The sequence below is a fragment of the Micromonospora sp. NPDC050695 genome (genome assembly GCF_040654415.1).
In the GTDB taxonomy this organism is placed as follows: domain Bacteria; phylum Actinomycetota; class Actinomycetes; order Mycobacteriales; family Micromonosporaceae; genus Micromonospora.
This window is the reverse complement of sequence record NZ_JBFAHZ010000026.1, coordinates 43,495-59,295: the sequence shown is the minus strand read 5'-3', so window position 1 is coordinate 59,295 and position 15,801 is coordinate 43,495. Positions and strand designations below refer to the sequence as shown.

General features: G+C 70.3%; 11 protein-coding genes and 1 pseudogene. 4 read left to right on the top strand and 8 right to left on the bottom strand.

Annotated elements, in window-relative coordinates:
- Window positions 1-26 precede the first annotated feature (26 nt).
- Window positions 27-2,135 carry an excinuclease ABC subunit UvrB gene (gene uvrB / locus AB0H52_RS20155; RefSeq protein ID WP_151489450.1) on the bottom strand — a complete coding sequence of 703 codons (2,109 nt, stop codon included), beginning with the start codon at window positions 2,133-2,135 and terminating at the stop codon, window positions 27-29.
- 299 nt (window positions 2,136-2,434) lie between these two features.
- Here uvrB and AB0H52_RS20150 point away from each other — a divergent pair, with 299 nt between their 5' ends.
- On the top strand, window positions 2,435-3,907 hold the full coding sequence (locus tag AB0H52_RS20150) for a hypothetical protein (protein ID WP_357949195.1): 1,473 nt from the start codon (window positions 2,435-2,437) through the stop codon (window positions 3,905-3,907).
- 4 nt (window positions 3,908-3,911) lie between these two features.
- Here the strand turns inward: AB0H52_RS20150 and coaE are convergent, their stop codons facing one another.
- Window positions 3,912-5,093, bottom strand: coding sequence for a dephospho-CoA kinase (coaE, locus tag AB0H52_RS20145; protein WP_151489448.1), 1,182 nt, complete (start codon window positions 5,091-5,093; stop codon window positions 3,912-3,914).
- A 138-nt stretch (window positions 5,094-5,231) separates the two neighbouring features.
- Window positions 5,232-6,731, bottom strand: a complete 1,500-nt coding sequence (gene rpsA / locus AB0H52_RS20140; RefSeq protein WP_151492358.1) for a 30S ribosomal protein S1 — start codon at window positions 6,729-6,731, stop codon at window positions 5,232-5,234.
- A 397-nt stretch (window positions 6,732-7,128) separates the two neighbouring features.
- On the opposite strand from rpsA, the gene AB0H52_RS20135 reads away from it, so the two are divergent.
- The 3 genes and pseudogenes from AB0H52_RS20135 to AB0H52_RS20125 all read left to right on the top strand — a co-directional run.
- Complete coding sequence (locus AB0H52_RS20135; protein ID WP_151492357.1) at window positions 7,129-7,935, top strand: class I SAM-dependent methyltransferase; 807 nt, start codon at window positions 7,129-7,131, stop codon at window positions 7,933-7,935.
- Window positions 7,936-7,991: 56 nt separating this feature from the next.
- Window positions 7,992-8,594 carry a Uma2 family endonuclease gene (locus tag AB0H52_RS20130; protein WP_225854748.1) on the top strand — a complete coding sequence of 201 codons (603 nt, stop codon included), beginning with the start codon at window positions 7,992-7,994 and terminating at the stop codon, window positions 8,592-8,594.
- Between the two features lie 105 nt (window positions 8,595-8,699).
- A pseudogene (locus tag AB0H52_RS20125) lies at window positions 8,700-9,038 on the top strand (DUF3140 domain-containing protein); the annotation flags it as partial.
- A gap of 160 nt (window positions 9,039-9,198) precedes the next feature.
- Here AB0H52_RS20125 and polA read toward each other — a convergent pair.
- From polA to AB0H52_RS20100, 5 genes are all read right to left on the bottom strand, one after another.
- Window positions 9,199-11,898 carry a DNA polymerase I gene (polA, locus tag AB0H52_RS20120; protein WP_151492355.1) on the bottom strand — a complete coding sequence of 900 codons (2,700 nt, stop codon included), beginning with the start codon at window positions 11,896-11,898 and terminating at the stop codon, window positions 9,199-9,201.
- 136 nt (window positions 11,899-12,034) lie between these two features.
- Window positions 12,035-12,745 (bottom strand): ABC transporter ATP-binding protein, encoded by a 711-nt coding sequence (locus tag AB0H52_RS20115; RefSeq protein ID WP_151492354.1) that lies wholly within the window; start codon window positions 12,743-12,745, stop codon window positions 12,035-12,037.
- Window positions 12,735-13,655 (bottom strand): ABC transporter ATP-binding protein, encoded by a 921-nt coding sequence (locus AB0H52_RS20110; protein WP_225854747.1) that lies wholly within the window; start codon window positions 13,653-13,655, stop codon window positions 12,735-12,737. Before AB0H52_RS20110 ends, AB0H52_RS20115 begins: the two co-directional genes overlap by 11 nt.
- Window positions 13,648-14,838 carry a branched-chain amino acid ABC transporter permease gene (locus tag AB0H52_RS20105; RefSeq protein ID WP_151492353.1) on the bottom strand — a complete coding sequence of 397 codons (1,191 nt, stop codon included), beginning with the start codon at window positions 14,836-14,838 and terminating at the stop codon, window positions 13,648-13,650. The genes AB0H52_RS20110 and AB0H52_RS20105 overlap by 8 nt, the downstream gene beginning before the upstream one ends.
- Window positions 14,835-15,785 carry a branched-chain amino acid ABC transporter permease gene (locus AB0H52_RS20100; protein ID WP_151492359.1) on the bottom strand — a complete coding sequence of 317 codons (951 nt, stop codon included), beginning with the start codon at window positions 15,783-15,785 and terminating at the stop codon, window positions 14,835-14,837. Before AB0H52_RS20100 ends, AB0H52_RS20105 begins: the two co-directional genes overlap by 4 nt.
- Between the last annotated feature and the right edge of the window lie 16 nt (window positions 15,786-15,801).

The window sequence follows — 15,801 nt, the reverse complement described above, 5'->3', positions numbered from 1 at the left end:
GCGGGGCGTCGCCGCCGGGTTGGTCGTCACTTCACGCCGGCGGCGTCCATGCCGCGCAGCTCCTTCTTCAGGTCGGCCACCTCGTCGCGGATCCGGGCCGCCAGCTCGAACTGCAGCTCGCGGGCGGCGGCCAGCATCTGATCGTTGAGCTCCTGGATGAGCTGGGCGAGATCCGCACGGGCCATCCCCTCCCGTGAGGGGGTGGCGGCACCGGCACGGCTGCGACTGCGCGTCTCCTTCACCGGCGCCTTGCCGCGGGACAGCTGGCGGACCGCGCCGCCGACCCGCGAGTTCTCGGTGTCCTCCGCCTCGCGGTAGATGTCGTCCAGGATGTCGTGGATCTTCTTGCGCAGAGGCTCCGGGCTGATGCCGTTGGCCTCGTTGTGCGCGATCTGCTTGGCCCGACGCCGATCGGTCTCGTCGATCGCCGCCGCCATCGACGGGGTGATCTTGTCGGCGTACATGTGCACCTGCCCGGAGACGTTACGGGCGGCCCGGCCGATGGTCTGGATCAGCGAGCGGCCGCTGCGCAGGAAGCCTTCCTTGTCGGCGTCGAGGATCGCCACCAGCGACACCTCGGGCAGATCCAGACCCTCGCGGAGCAGGTTGATGCCGACCAGCACGTCGTAGTCGCCCTTGCGCAGCTCGCGCAACAACTCCACCCGACGCAGCGTGTCCACCTCCGAGTGCAGGTAGCGCACCCGGATGCCGTTCTCGAGCAGATAGTCCGACAGATCCTCGGCCATCTTCTTGGTCAGCGTGGTGACCAGCACCCGCTCGTCCTTCTCGGTGCGCAGCTTGATCTCGTGCATGAGGTCGTCGATCTGGCCCTTGGTCGGCTTGATCACGACCTCCGGGTCGATCAACCCGGTGGGGCGGATGACCTGCTCGACGAACTCGCCCTGGGCCTGTTCCAGCTCCCACGGGCCGGGCGTCGCGGAGAGGTAGACCATCTGGCCGACCCGCTCCAGGAACTCGTCGAAGCGCAGCGGCCGGTTGTCGGCCGCGCTGGGCAGCCGGAAACCGTGGTCGATCAGCATCCGCTTGCGCGACGCGTCACCCTCGTACATGCCGCCGATCTGCGGGATGGTCACGTGCGACTCGTCGACCACGGTGAGGAAGTCGTCCGGGAAGTAGTCGAGCAGGCAGTGCGGCGGGCTGCCGGGCAGCCGCCCGTCCATGTGCATCGAGTAGTTCTCGATGCCGGAGCAGAAGCCGACCTGGCGCATCATCTCGATGTCGTAGGTGGTGCGCATGCGCAGCCGCTGCGCCTCCAGCAGCTTGCCCTGACGCTCCAGCTCGGCCAGCCGCTCGGCGAGCTCCGCCTCGATGTCGCGGATGGCCCGCTCCATCCGCTCCGGGCCGGCCGCGTAGTGCGTCGCCGGGAAGATCACCAGCTGGTCGACCTCGCGTACGACGTCGCCCGTCAACGGGTTGAGGTAGTAGAGCTTCTCCACCTCGTCACCGAACAGCTCGATGCGGACCGCCAGCTCCTCGTACGCCGGAATGATCTCCAGGGTGTCGCCCCGGACCCGGAACGTGCCCCGCTGGAAGGCCATGTCGTTGCGGGTGTACTGGATGTCGACCAGCCGGCGCAGCAACTGGTCACGGTCCAGCTCCTGGCCGATCTTGACCTTGACCGCCCGGTCCAGGTACTCCTCCGGGGTGCCCAGACCGTAGATCGCCGAGACGGTCGCCACCACGATCACGTCGCGGCGGGTGAGCAGCGACATCGTCGCCGAGTGCCGCAGCCGCTCGACCTCCTCGTTGATCGAGGAGTCCTTCTCGATGTAGGTGTCGGTCTGCGGAATGTACGCCTCGGGCTGGTAGTAGTCGTAGTACGAGACGAAGTATTCGACCGCGTTGTGCGGCAGCAGCTCGCTGAACTCCTTGGCCAGCTGCGCGCAGAGCGTCTTGTTGGGTGCGAGCACCAGGGTCGGACGCTGCAACCGCTCGATCAACCACGCCGTCGTGGCGCTCTTGCCGGTGCCGGTCGCGCCGAGCAGCACCGTGTTACGGTCACCGCGCCGAACCCTGCGCTCAAGGTCGTCGATGGCGGCCGGTTGGTCACCGGCCGGTTGGAACTCACTGACGACCTGGAAGCGGCTGTCGAGCCGGGGAATGTCGAGCGCCATACCCTCAACGGTACGCCCGAGGTCCGACAGGATCGGCCGTCACGGCGGGTACGTGATCAGCTTCAATATTCCCATTGTGTGGCACATGTCACCGGCGTTAGGCTCTCGACGTAGGCCGCTCGCGGCGGCCGACCGGGCCGGTGGCCAGGCCGTCATCACGGCCGGCCGCCCCCGGCACCGCGGGTCGCAGCACCCGGCATGTCCGGCGTGCGCACCCGTGTGGTCGCGCTCGAGGCGCAGACCGGCCGCCGCGAGCGCCCCTGCTCGTCACCCCCTCGCGCGCCACCCGTTTCACATCCGTGGACACCTCTGCGCACCCGGCACCCGGCACCGACTCCGGGGACGCGTCCCGGCCCGACGGCACCGCCGGCCCGACCCCGCCCGCCCGTCGACGGCGCACGGTGCTGCTGCTGCTCGGCCTGACCGCGGTGACGTCCGCGACGGCGCTGGTCATCGGATTGTTGAGCTGGGCTCCCGACCCGCCCGAGCCGGCCCGACCGCTCACCGTCGGCGAGGGCGAGCGGCTGGCCGCGATGCGGGTCACCAACCTCCGGGACCTGCGCGCCGGGATCCGCGTCACCGCCGGCACCGGCGCCGCGCGCACCGAACTGGTGGGCTGGGTGGACTGGTCACGGCCGCTGCTCTACCTGGACGTGGGCGGGCCGGGCGCGGGCGCCGGACGGGGCCTGCTGCAGAGCGTCGGCCCGGCGCTGGTGATCCGGCCGGACCCGGCGGCGGTACCCACCCCCGCCGCGCCTCCCCTGGTGCCGCCGGTCGACCGCTGGCGGCTGCACCACCTGACACCCGGCACCGGCCTGGCACCGGTGCTCGACCTGCTCCTCGGCCTCGCCGCGGACCGCCCCGACCCGGCCCCGGCGGTGGGCCGCTGGATCGCCCGGGAGACCATCGCGGCCGGCCCGGTGGACGTCCTCGCGGCACCGCTGCCCGCCGCGACCCCCTCCCCCGCCGCGACACCGACCGGCACGGCGGCACCGGGCGACGGGCAACCCCGCTACTGGCTCGACCAGGACGCCCGGCTGCACAAGCTGGTCACCCGGCTGCCCGGCGTCGGCCCGGTCACGGTGACCCTCAACCGGGCTGACCGGCCGACACTGCGCCCGGTGGACGCGCTCGGCGGCCGGCCCGGGCTCCCCCGTGCCCTCACCGACGCCGAACGACACCGACTGGACCGGTTACCCGCCCGACTGCGGGCCCAGGGCGGCGGCGCCACGCTGACCCTGACCGCACCGGTGGGCACCGACACCAACCTGCGGGGCACCGGCTGGTTGAGCTGGACCACCCGCACCGCGTACCTGGCGGTCGCCGACCTCGGCGTACCCGATCGCCGGACCCTGCTCTGGCGCGACGCGACGGGCCTGGCCCGCACCGACGTGCCGGCCGCGGCCGGCGGCGGCGGGACGGCCGAGACGCCGGGGCGGCCACCCATGCCACCGCCCGCCGGGGCCTGGCGGTTCGCCCGCTCCGGCACGGACGAGCTGGCGGTGCTGGCCGGCGCGGTGATCTCGGCCGGAACGGCCGCGCAGCGCGGCGCGGCCCTGCGGGTACGCGAGGACGTCACCGACAGGCGGACCGTGGACGTCATCGAGCTGCGCGCCACCGACGGGCAGGTGCGCTACTGGATCGACCGGGACGGGTCACTGCGTCGGCTGGAGCTGCACACCGGCGCCGGCACGTGGGCCCAGGTGGACCTCAGCCCCGGCGTCATGCCCCGGCTGGGCCCGGCGCCCCACCCCCCGGCCACCGCCCGCTGACCCCTCAGGGCCTCCAGCCGGTCTGCGCGGCCCACTGCTCGGCGCGCAGGTACTCCTCGTCGAACCACGGGTCGCGCGCCGTCCCCGAACCGCCGGCGTTCGGCGCCGCGTCGACCAGCTCCCGCTTGAGCAGCAGGTACGCGGACCGCTGATCCGGGTCGGCCCGCAGGTGGTCGCGCATCAGCAGCGCGTACCGCCACCCCGGCGAGTCGGCCGCCCGCACGTGCAGGCGTACCGGACGGCCCGGGTCGGCGCTGCCGTGCAGCCGCTTCTCCCAGCGGCCACTGCCGGCCGGGCGCGGATCGTCCCACCACTGCCCCGGCACCCGGGGAAAACCGGCGGCCGCCAGCCGGTCGGTGAGCGGCCCGTCGGCGTCGGCGAGGTGCGGGAGGGCCACCTGCACGTCGATGACGTCATCCGCGGCGAGACCGGGCACCGCGGTCGGGCCGATGTGGTCGATCCGGTATTCGGCCGGGGCGAGCGCGTGCCGGATCCGGGCGGCCAACCGGTCGTACTGCGCGGGCCAGCTCGGGTCCGCCTCGGCCACGTCGGCCCGGGTCGCCGGCACCACCCGCCGCGCCCGCAGGTTGCGCTCGTAGGGCAGCAGCCGCTGCTCCCAGAGCCCGTCGACGGCGGCGTGCAGCGCCGCCAGGGTCGCGTCGTTGGTCAGCACCACGTCCGCCGCCGCCCGGCGGCGGGTGTCATCGGCCTGCGCGGCGATCCGCCGCTCGGCGTCCGCGCGGTCCATCCCCCGGGCCCGCACCAACCGTTCCAGTCGGGTCGGCACGGCCGCCTGCACGACGACCACCAGGTGGTACGTGGGCGCGAGCCCGACCTCGACCAGCAGCGGCACATCGTTGACGACGATCGCGTCGGGTGCCGCCGCGGCCGTCAGCTCGGCGGTACGGGCCCGGACCCGAGGATGGGTGATCGCCTCCAGCCGGCGGCGGGCCGCCTCATCGGCGAACACCACCGCGCCCAGCGCGGCCCGGTCCAACGCGCCGTCGGCGTCCAGCACCCGCTCGGAGAAGGTGGCGACGATCTCGGCCAGGCCGTCACTGCCCGGTGCGACGACCTCCCGGGCGATCTGGTCGGCGTCGATGAGCACCGCTCCCCGTTCGACGAGCCGTGCGGCCACCGCGCTCTTGCCCGACCCGATCCCACCGGTCAATCCCACCCTCAGCACCGGACCAGTCAACCGGATCACCAGCCCCGCCGCCAAACCCACCCACCCCGGGCGAGTTGGGGCAGCAGGCACGGCGAAGGCCCCGCCCCCGGGCGATCCGAAGATCGCGGGGGACGGGGCCTGTCGTCGTTCAGCGGGTCACTTACCGCCGGCGAGCTTCTCCCGCAGTGCGGCGAGCGCCTCGTCGGTGGCCAGCGTGCCGGCCGGCTCCTCGGCCTGCCGGCTCGGGGCCGGGCTGGACGAGGAGGAGGTGGTGCCACCGGCGGCCGGGACGGCCGGAGCCGGGTTGGCAGCGGCCTCGGCGTCGGCGGCACGAGAGGTCTGCACCTGCTTGGTGTGGGCCTCCCAACGCTGACGGGCCTCGGCGTACTGGTTCTCCCAGGTCTCGCGCTGCTTGTCGTACCCCTCGAGCCACTCGCCCGTCTCCGGGTCGAAGCCCTCCGGGTAGATGTAGTTGCCCTCGGCGTCGTACGTCGCGGCCATGCCGTAGAGGGTCGGGTCGAAGTGCTCCTCGCCCTCGACGAAGCCCTCGTTGGCCTGCTTGAGCGACAGCGAGATCCGGCGGCGCTCCAGGTCGATGTCGATGACCTTGACCATGACCTCGGAGCCGACCTGCACGACCTGCTCCGGGATCTCCACGTGGCGCTCGGCCAGCTCGGAGATGTGGACCAGGCCCTCGATGCCGTCGTCCACCCGGACGAACGCACCGAACGGAACCAGCTTGGTGACCTTACCCGGCACGATCTGCTGGATCGCGTGGGTGCGGGCGAACTGCCGCCACGGGTCCTCCTGCGTCGCCTTCAGCGACAGGGAGACGCGCTCGCGGTCCAGGTCGACGTCCAGGACCTCGACCTCGACCTCCTGGCCCACCTCGACGACCTCGGACGGGTGGTCGATGTGCTTCCAGGACAGCTCGGAGACGTGCACCAGACCGTCGACGCCGCCGAGGTCCACGAAGGCGCCGAAGTTGACGATCGAGGACACGACGCCCTTGCGGACCTGGCCCTTCTGCAGCTTGTTGAGGAACTCGGTGCGCACCTCGGACTGCGTCTGCTCCAGCCAGGCCCGGCGGGACAGGACCACGTTGTTGCGGTTCTTGTCCAGCTCGATGATCTTGGCCTCGAGCTCCCGCCCGACGTACGGCTGCAGGTCGCGCACACGACGCATCTCGACCAGGGAGGCGGGCAGGAAGCCGCGCAGCCCGATGTCGAGGATGAGGCCGCCCTTGACCACCTCGATGACCGAACCGCGGACGACGCCGTCCTCGTCCTTGATCTTCTCGATCGTGCCCCAGGCCCGCTCGTACTGTGCCCGCTTCTTGGAGAGGATCAGACGACCCTCCTTGTCCTCCTTCTGGAGGACCAGGGCCTCGATGTGGTCACCAACCGTCACAACCTCGGCGGGGTCCACGTCGTGCTTGATCGACAACTCCCGAGAGGGGATGACACCCTCGGTCTTGTAGCCGATGTCGAGCAGGACCTCGTCCCGATCGACCTTGACGACGGTGCCTTCGACAATGTCGCCGTCGTTGAAGTACTTGATGGTCTCGTCGATCGCGGCGAGGAAAGCCTCCTCGGAACCGAGATCGTCGTGGGTGACCCGGGTGGCGCTCGAGGGGGCCTCGATGCTGCTCGTCATGTGGGCGGTTGCTCCGGTCGGTGGGTTGTCACAGCAGGCTGGTGTGTCGCGGTGACCTGTTCGCGCCAGCGGATCCGTCGCCGGGCACACCGAACGATCGCCTAGTGAGATCATGATGTGGTTCCGTCGACCGCGCACCTGCTCCCTGCCGAGGCAACGCGATCCGCGAGCGCATCGTCTAGCCTACCGTGCGCATTACCACAGCGTGCAAGCCCTCCCGGCTTCTCTGGATGCGATGACCTGCGAAAGCCGAACAATCGCCCGGAATCCGTCCCTGCTGTCTCGTGCGTCACACCGGCCCCAGAGGCACTGTTGGCCGCCCCCTCGCGAAGGGCGTCGCGCAGATCGTGGACGCGCCGCCGCCCCACACCGGGTGGGTGGGGCCTAGCGTGGGCGCGTGGATGACGACAGCCGGGTGACCCGGCGCCGGGTGGGTGACGCCGAGGTTCGGCGCGCCAACCGCGGCTGGTGGGACACCGACGCCGACGACTACCAGGCCGAGCACGGCGCGTTCCTCGGCGACGTGGACTTCGTCTGGTGCCCCGAGGGCCTGCGCGAGGCCGACGCCCGGCTGCTCGGCGACCTGTCGGGGCGGCGGGTGCTGGAGGTGGGCGCCGGCGCCGCGGCCGCCGCCCGCTGGCTCGCCACCCAGGGCGCCCGACCGGTCGCCGTCGACCTGTCCGCCGGCATGTTGCGGCACGCCGCCGAGGCCGCCGACCGCACCGGGGTACGCGTACCGCTGGTGCAGGCCGACGCCCTCGCCCTGCCGTTCGCCGACCGGTCGTTCGACCTGGCCTGCACCGCGTTCGGCGCGATCCCGTTCGTGGACGACTCGGCGGCGCTGCTCGCCGAGGTGCACCGGGTGCTGCGCCCGGGTGGCCGGTGGGTGTTCTCGGTGACCCACCCGATGCGGTGGATCTTCCTCGACGACCCCGGCGAGGGCGGCCTGACGGCCGTGCACTCGTACTTCGACCGCTCCCCGTACGTGGAGCAGGACGAATCCGGCGTGGCCACCTACGTCGAGCAGCACCGCACCCTCGGCGACCGGATCCGCGAGCTGGTCGGCGCCGGGTTCCGGCTGCTGGACCTGGTGGAGCCGGAGTGGCCGCAGGGGCACGAGGGGATCTGGGGGCAGTGGAGCCCGCTGCGCGGACGACTCTTCCCAGGCACCGCCATCTTCGTCACCGAGAAGCCCCAAGCGTGAGCGCGTCGCACCCGCGGTCCGCCCTGCGTCACATCGACCGCCGGTAGGCTCGCCCCATGAGCGCCGAGCCCATCCCGACATCACCTGGCCCCTGGTGTCCGGACCCGATGCGGCAGCAGCGTGCCGACTACACGCTGGAGGACCTGCTCACCCTGCCGGACGACGCCCCCCGCGTCGAACTCGTCGACGGAGTTATCCAGGTGACACCCTCCCCCACCCTGGGCCATCAGAACATCTCCAGCCTGCTGTGGCTCTGGCTGCACAACCATGCGCCGCAGCACCTCGGTGTCGCCCAGGCCATCGGCGTGCGGCTCAGCCACAACACGAGCCGACAACCCGACGTGCTGTTGCATCGTGCCGGCGTGGCGTCCGCCCGCTCCATCCTGCGGTCCGAGGATGTCGTGCTCGCTGTGGAGATCGTCTCGCCCGGCACGCGACGGATCGACCGATTCGCGAAACCCGGGGAGTACGCCGCCGCCGGCATTCCGTTCTTCTGGCGGATCGAGCAGGATCCGATGCACGTCTACGCGTACCGGATCGGCGATCGGGTCGGGCCCGGCGGTGAGCGACAGTACGAGTTGGTCGCCGACGGCGCCGACGTGGTCGAGATGACCGAGCCGTTCGACATCAAACTGCCGATCGCCGAGATAACCCCGTAGTCGTTTCGCCGCAACGGGGTCGGGTAGCCGAGGGCATGGCCGAACAGAGGTTCCACAAGGGCGACCACGTCTCCTGGTCGGCCCACCGCCCCGGGGTGCCGCGTCATGAGCAGAGGTGACGACGGCCGGGACACCTACCGGGAGTTCACCGAGGCGGTGAACATGAAGCCCGGTGAGTTGTCCACCTGGCTGGAGACGGACGAGTCGAAACAGGTCGGCTGGCACAAGGGCGGCCGATCCGGCGGTGGTGAGTCGGTCGGGCACGAATCCGGCCGGAAGATCATCAACCTGTTGCGCCGGAAACGTACCGACCTGTCCGACGGCGACTACAAGCACATGCGCAAGGTGGTCGGCTACGTGCGCCGGCACATGGCCCAGCGCCCGTCCGACAACGTCCGCGACACGAAGTGGCGCTGGTCCCTCATGAACTGGGGCCACGACCCCATGAAGTAAACCGCAGGCCAGCGTCCCACGAGCACACCGAGGCGCCGGCCGGCAGCAACGGGCCCGGAGTGCCTCCGGGGCAGCCCGACCCACGCAGGGATCACGCCTGACCGCACGGAGTGGGTCGGGCTGCCCCGGAACCCCCGCACCGACCAGAGGATCAGTGATCCGCGCTGTTCCAGTCCCGGCCCTCGCCCACCGACACCTCCAGCGGCACCGACAGCGGGTACGCCCCACCCATCTCGCGCCGGACCAGCGCCTCCAGCGCCTCGCGCTCACCGGGGGCGACCTCGAAGACCAGCTCGTCGTGCACCTGCAGCAGCATCCGCGAGCGCAGCCCGGCGTCGCCCAGCGCGGTGTCGACGTGCAGCATCGCCACCTTGATGATGTCGGCCGCCGAGCCCTGGATCGGAGCGTTGAGGGCCATCCGCTCGGCGATGTCGCGGCGCTGGCGGTTGTCGCTGACCAGGTCCGGTAGGTAGCGGCGGCGACCGAGGATGGTCGAGGTGTAGCCGTCCTGGCGGGCCCGGGCGACCACCTGGTGCAGGTAGTCGCGCACCCCGCCGAAACCGGCGAAGTAGTTCTCCATCAGCCCGCGCGCCTCTTCGGCGTTGATGCCGAGCTGCTGGGACAGACCGAACGCGCTCAACCCGTACGCCAGGCCGTAGTTCATCGCTTTGATCTTGCGACGTTGGTCGGGGGTGACCTCGTCGACCGGCACCCCGAACACCGACGACGCGGTGGCGGCGTGGAAGTCGGCGCCGGAGTTGAGCGCGTCGATCAGCGCGTCGTCGGAGGAGAGGTGCGCCATGATGCGCATCTCGATCTGGCTGTAGTCGGCGGTGAGCAGGCACTCGTACCCCTCGCCGACCACGAACGCCCGGCGGATCCGCCGGCCCTCCTCGGTGCGGATCGGGATGTTCTGCAGGTTGGGCTCGGTGGAGGAGAGCCGCCCGGTGGCCGCCACCGTCTGGTTGAACGTGGTGTGGATGCGGCCGTCGTCGGAGACCGACTTGAGCAGACCGTCCACGGTCGACTTGAGCTTGGCGACGTCGCGGTGGCGCAGCAGGTGGGCCAGCACCGGGTGCGGCTGCTGGGCGTAGAGCCACTGCAGGGCGTCGGCGTCGGTGGTGTACCCCGTCTTGATCTTCTTGGTCTTGGGGAGGCCCAGCTCGGTGAAGAGGATCTCCTGCAGCTGCTTGGGCGAGCCCAGGTTGAACTCCCGACCCACCGCCTCGTACGCGCCCTGCGCGGCGGCCTTCACCTCGGCGGCGAAGTGCGCCTCCAACTCGGAGAGGTAGTGCGTGTCGGCGGCGATGCCGGTGCGCTCCATGCCGGCGAGGACCCGCATCAGCGGCAGCTCCACCCCCGCCATCAGCCGGGCGGACTGCTCACCGTCGCGGGACAGCTCGGCGTCGATCGCGTCGGCCAGGTCGAGGGTGGCGCGGGCCTGGAGCATCAGGTTCTGCTCGACCACGCCCTCGTCACCCAGCCCGTCGAGGGTCAGCTGGCCGGACTCCGGGACGTCGACGCGCAGCTCCCGGTGCAGGTAGCGCAGTGCCAGGTCGGTCAGGTCGTAGGAGCGCTGGTCGGGACGGGCCAGGTACGCGGCGATCTGGGTGTCGCGCTGGATGCCGGCCAACTCCCAGCCGTGCGCGGCGCAGGCCAGCACGGCGGGCTTGCTGTCGTGCAGCACCTTGGGCCGCTGCGCGTCGGCCAGCCAGCCGGCCAGGGCGCCCTCGTCGGTCGCGTCGAGCCCGGCCGGGTCGACCCAGGCCGCCGCGCCACCGGCGGTGGCCAGGGCCAGACCGGTGATCGACGCGGTGTGCCGACGGTTGGGGCCGGTGTCGAGCGTGACCGCCAAGCCGACCGGTGTGCCGGCGTGCGCGTGGGTGGCCAGCCAACCGGCCAGTGCGCCGGGCTCGGTGAGCACCGCCCCGGTGAGGTCGAACCCGGACTCGGCCTCCGGCTCGACGGCCTCCAGATATTGGTAGAGGCGGTCGCGCAGGATGCGGAACTCCAGGGTGTCGAAGACCTGGTGCACCGCCTCCCGGTCCCAACCGGTCCACCGGGTGTCCTCCGGGCGCAGCGGCAGCTCCAGGTCGGACACGAGGCGGTTGATCTCGTAGTTGCGGATCACGTCGGCGAGCCGCTCGCGCAGGCTGTCGCCGGCCTTGCCCTTGATCTCGTCGGCGCGGGCGATCACACCCTCCACGCCGCCGTAGGTGGTGATCCACTTGGCGGCGGTCTTCGGGCCGACGCCCGGGATGCCGGGCAGGTTGTCGCTGGTCTCGCCGACCAGCGCGGCCAGGTCGCGGTACTGCTGCGGCCCGACGCCGTACTTCGCCTCGATCGCCGCCGGGTCCATCCGCGCCAGGTCGGAGACACCCTTGCGCGGGTAGAGCACGGTGACCTGGTCGCCGACCAGCTGGAACGCGTCCCGGTCACCACTGCTGATCAGCACCGTCATGCCCTGGTCGCGGGCCTGGCAGGCGAGCGTGGCGATGATGTCGTCGGCCTCGTAGCCCTCCATCTCGACCACCGGGATCTGCAGCGCGGCCAGGACCTCCTTGACGAGGCTGACCTGACCCTTGAAGTCGGTCGGGGTCTCGCTGCGGCCGGCCTTGTACTCCGCGTACTTCTCGGTGCGGAACGAGCGGCGGGAGACGTCGAAGGCCACGACGATGTGGGTGGGCTGCTCGTCGCGCAGCACGTTGATCAGCATCGAGGTGAAGCCGTAGACCGCGTTGGTCGGCTGACCCGTCGTGGTGGAGAAGTTTTCCACCGGCAGGGCGAAGAAAGCCCGGTATGCCAGGGAATGTCCGTCGACGAGAAGCAGGCGCGGCGTCGTAGCTGTCACGGCAGCGACTCTAGTCCGTCGCACCGACATCCCCGGCCTGCGGCACCGGGCGACCCGAGGCGAAAACGGACGCCCGGCCCGAACGGCGACGGCCGGTCATCCCCCGCGGGGGATGACCGGCCGTCGCACGGGTAACTCAGGCCACGCCGAGGTACGCCTCCTTGACCGCCGGGTCGTGCAGGAGCTCCTGGCCGGTGCCCTCCTTGACGATCCGGCCGGTCTCCAGCACGTACCCCCGGTGCGCCCGGGACAGCGCCTGCTGGGCGTTCTGCTCGACCAGCAGGATCGTGGTGCCCTGCTCGTTGATCCGGGTGATGATCTCGAAGATCTGCTGGATCAACTTGGGCGCCAACCCCATCGACGGCTCGTCCAGCAGCAGCAGCTTCGGACGGGTCATCAACGCGCGACCCACCGCGAGCATCTGCTGCTCACCGCCGGAGAGCGTGCCACCGGCCTGCTTGCGACGCTCGTGCAGCCGCGGGAACAGGTCGAACACCATTGCCAGATCCTTGGCGATGTCCGCCTTGTCCCTGCGGGTGTAGGCCCCCATCTCCAGGTTCTCCAGGACGGTCATACCCGGAAAGACGCCACGGCCCTCCGGCGACTGCCCGATCCCTCGGATCACCCGCAGGTCGGCGCGCAGCCGGCTGACGTCGGTGCCGTCGAACCGGATGCTGCCGCCGGAGATGGCGTGCAGCCCGGAGATCGCCTTCATGGTCGTGGTCTTGCCGGCGCCGTTCGCGCCGATCAGGGCCACGATCTCGCCCTGCTCCACGTGCAGGCTGATGCCGTGCAACGCCTCGATGCGGCCGTAGAGCAGCTTCAGGTTGTCGATCTCAAGCAGCATCCTCGACACCTCCCAGGTAGGCCGCGATCACCTTCGGGTCGTCGCGCACGTCGGCCGGCGACCCCTCGGCGATCTTCTGCCCGAACTCCAGCACCACGAGCCGGTCCACCACACCCATGACCAGTCGCATGTCGTGCTCGATCAGCAGGACGGTGACCCCCGAGTCGCGGATCTTGCGGATCAGCTGCAGCAGGGCCACCTTCTCGGCCGGGTTGAAGCCGGCGGCCGGCTCATCGAGGCAGAGCAGCGTGGGATCGGTCGCCAGGGCTCGCGCGATCTCCAGACGGCGCTGGTCACCGTACGACAGGTTGCGGGCCAGGTCGCCGGCGCGACCCTCGATGCCCACGAAGTCCAGCAGCTCGCGGGCCTTCTCCTTGCCCTGCCGCTCCTCCCGCCAGTGCCGCGGCAGCCGCAGCAGGGCGCTCGGGACGCTGGTCTTGTGGTTGGCGTCCGCGCCGACCTGCACGTTCTCCAGTGCCGTCATCTCCGGGAAGAGCCGGATGTTCTGGAAGGTACGCGCGATGCCCAGCTTGGTGATCTGGAACCGCTTGCGGCCGCTGACCTTCTCGCCCCGGAACCGGATCTGCCCGGTCGTCGGGGTGTAGACGCCCGTCATCGCGTTGAAGCAGGTCGTCTTGCCCGCGCCGTTCGGACCGATCAGCCCGAGGATCTCCCCCTCGTAGAGGGTGAAGTTGACGTCGTTGAGGGCCACCACGCCGCCGAACCGCAGCGTGACGTGGTCGACCTCCAACAGCGGCTTACGACCGTCGACCGCCGGGGCCGGCTCGCCGGCACTCTCGTCCGGCGTCGACGAGGTCTCCGGCGGGCTACCCACCGTCGTCCGCGCGTCGATCGCCATGTCGCGCTCGCTGGTGGCGTCGCGCTCGCTGCCCATCCGTGGCTCACTCAACGACAGCCACCTCCTTCTGCCGGTCCTTGAGCTCGGCGGCCCGCCGCCGGTTCGGCCAGAGACCCTGCGGTCGGAAGATCATCACGATGATCAGCAGAATCCCGAAGATGAAGTAGCGCAACGACGTCGGGCTCACGTCGAAGTCGTTACCGAAGACGGTGGCCGTCTCCGGCAGGCCGAACACGTCACCCACCGACCGCAGCCACTCCGGAATGTAGATGACCAGGAAGCCACCGAGGATCGCACCGCCGATGCTGCCCGCACCACCGAGCAGAACCGCCGCCAACACCAGAATCGAATTCTCCAACGAGAACGTCGACGAGTTGACGAAGTTCGCCTGACCGGCCCACAACGTGCCGGACAGACCACCGACCGCCGCGCCGATCGCGAACGCCCACAGCTTGAAGCGGAACGTCGGCACGCCCATCAGCTCCGCCGCGTCCTCGTCCTCACGGATCGCGACCCACGCCCGACCCACCCGGCTGTTCGCCAGGTTCCGGATCAGGAAGACGGCAGCGATGATCACGGTGAGCAGCAGCCAGTAGTACGGCTTGAACTCGAACTGGAAGATGGCCGACCCGTCCGGGTACTTGCCCGGCGGGTGCGCCACCTGCGGGATGCCCCGGTCACCGTTGAGGATCCAGTCCTGGTTCTTCGCGATGATCCGGATCATCTCCGCGAAACCGAGGGTCACGATCGCCAGGTAGTCACCGCGCAGCCGCAGGGTCGGCGCGCCGAGCAGCACACCGGACAGCAGTGCCAGCGCGACCGCGATCGGCACCGTGACCAACCAGGGCCACGGGCTCTCCAGCCAGTTGTACTCGGTGATGAGCTTGCTCTCCGGCGACGTCAACAACGCCACGGTGTACGCGCCGACCGCGAAGAAGCCGAAGAACCCCAGGTCCAACAGACCCGCGTACCCCACCACCACGTTCAGACCGAGCGACAGCAGCACGATCCACGCGCAGTAGAACAGCACCGCCGCCATGTCGTTGCGCGTGGTGTAGAGCGGAATCCACACACCCGGAATGTTCAGGTACTCGTAGAACCACTTGTTCGGCAGGACGTAGAGGAAGGCGACGAAGGCCAGCAACCCGGTGATCCGGGCGGACTTCGGCAGCCCGTCGACCCGCCGACCGAAGGCACTCGAAGCGGAGTGCCAACGCTCTCGCAGAGCGGTCATGCCCGCGCCCTCCCCAACGACTCGCCCAGCAGACCGGTCGGCCGGAACATCAGCAGGACGATCAGCACGACGAAGGCGATGAGGTCCCGCCACTGCGAGCCGAACAGCGCCGAACCGTAATTCTCGACCAGACCGAGCATGATGCCGCCGATCGCCGCACCGCGCAGATTGCCGATACCGCCCAGCACCGCGGCGGAGAACGCCTTGAGGCCGAGCAGGAAGCCGATGTTGTAGCGGGTGTTCCCACTCTTCATGTCACTGAAGACAGCGGCCACACCGGCCATCAGACCGCCCAGCACGAAGACCAGCGCGATCACGCGGCTCTTGTTGACGCCCATCAGGGCAGCGGTGTTGGCGTCCTGCGCGACCGCGCGGATGCCCTTGCCGAAGCGGGTGCGGTTAACGAACCAGTCCAGCCCGACCATCATGATGATGGCCACGCTCAACGTCAGCATCTGCACGGGCGTGACGCTCCAGCCGCCGATGCTGAACAACGTGTCGGCGGGCAGCAGGGCCGGCGAGCCGATCTGACGCCGCTGGGTCAACGTCCCCATCAGCTCCATCAGGGCGTACGACGCGCCGATGGCCGTGATCAGGAAGGCCAGCGGCGGCGCGTTGCGCCGGCGCAGCGGCCGATAGGCGGTGACCTCGATGAGCAGGGCGACGCTGCCGGACAGCAGCGCCGCTGCCACGATCGCCAAAGCGATCAGCAGCAGCGAGCGGCCCACCGACGGAGCGCCGCTGTTGCTGTCGAGCCCGAAGGCCGCCCAGGTCCAGATGGCACCGAACGTGCCGATCATGAAGACCTCGGAGTGCGCAAAGTTGATCAGGCGAAGTACGCCGTAGACGAGGGTGTAGCCGAGGGCGATGAGTGCGTAGATCGCACCCTGCACCAACCCGGTTGTGGTCAGTTCCGGGAAGCCCCGGACGAGTTCTGCAAAGTCCACCGATGCTCCGAAGGGT